We start from the raw sequence: 1390 nt of genomic DNA on the forward strand, positions 1-1390 counted from the left end.
GTCTTATTTCAGACTCATCCTGATTTAGTGATCAGAATTAAACTCAGTCAATTCGCCACTCAAATCAAAAATGCAGTACTTGCTTATAAAACTGCTCAACAAGAAAGCAAATATGCAGATGCATATGTTGAATTAGACCAAGTGCTTGCTGAAATGGAATCGTATAAACCCATAGTAAATGGTTATCCTCATTGGCAAAAAAGCTTTTATGCTGATTACATCTATGCTTTAGCGAAACGTAAGCGTTACACTGATATATTAACTACTTTACAGAGTATTAGTATTCCACTAGATCTTTGGCCAACTTATACACGTCATGCAATTGCAGATGCGTATTTTGCTACCAATCAACCTGAACAAGCAGAGCAAGTTTATTTGTCATTATTTAATGAAAAGAACTATGCTGATTATGATGTTTATTCAGCCTTATATTATGCGTATTTAGAACAAGAAAAATTTGAAGAAGCAAATAACTTGATTGATGAAATGGAACATCAATTAAGACGGTATCAATATAGCCAAGTAAAAGGTGTAGATCGTACAACTCATGAAGATTGGGAACAATATTTAAGTTTAAAAGGGTTAAATCTTGCTTATCGGAATGAGCTAGAAAAAGCCGAACAGTATTTTGAAAATTTGGTTTCAACCGCACCAGGTAATATTGGTTATCAAAATAATCTGGCTTTGATTCAACGTTGGAGGCAAAAACCATTAACAGCGAAACTAACTTTAGAACAATGGAATGGTTTGGATGAAGTCAGCCAAATGACGGAAATCAACCAAATGAATAATGCGCAAGCTCTGGGAAATATTTCATATTGGAGAGAATTAAATAAAAAGCTCTTACAATCAGCTGCGGACGATACAGGTGTCCAACTAAGTTATAAAGAGTTAAAGGATCGCGATCGGTGGAGTGTAGAACATCATAGTTATTTTTCAAGGAATAAGTCTAATGATGATCGTCTATTAAATAGTTTACGAGGATCAAACGAACAGAGTTTCTGGACGCGTTTAAATAGTCCTTGGTTCAATGATTATTATCGTATCTTTCTTGAGCATCAATATCGAAAAGCACGGTATAAAAATAAGAAATTAGACGATGCTCGGGAAGGGTTGGGAATGGAATGGTCTTCAAATAGAAAAACAGCCAATATTCTATTGTCCGAAAGAAAGGATCAAGAGCGACTTGGTGTTAGATTGGATTGGTCACATTGGTTAAATGATCATTGGGCATACAACTTCTCAGTCGATTCTGATGCTGATATACCATTACAAGCGATTGCCCAAAAGCATAAAGGGCAATCTTATGTAGCCGCGATGAATTGGCAAGCTAATGAGTCTCGAAAAGCAGGTATTCAATATCAAGCGATAGATATTGATGATGGAAATT

At 35.4% G+C, this 1390-nt stretch carries 1 protein-coding gene; it reads left to right on the forward strand.

What is annotated here, in order from left to right:
• Positions 1-1390: PgaA family protein (locus A2003_RS04180; RefSeq protein ID WP_502685946.1), on the forward strand; the 1390-nt coding region annotated here is incomplete at both ends.

This window comes from Acinetobacter sp. GWC1_38_13 (genome assembly GCF_001767535.1).
In the GTDB taxonomy this organism is placed as follows: Bacteria; Pseudomonadota; Gammaproteobacteria; order Pseudomonadales; family Moraxellaceae; genus Acinetobacter; species Acinetobacter junii.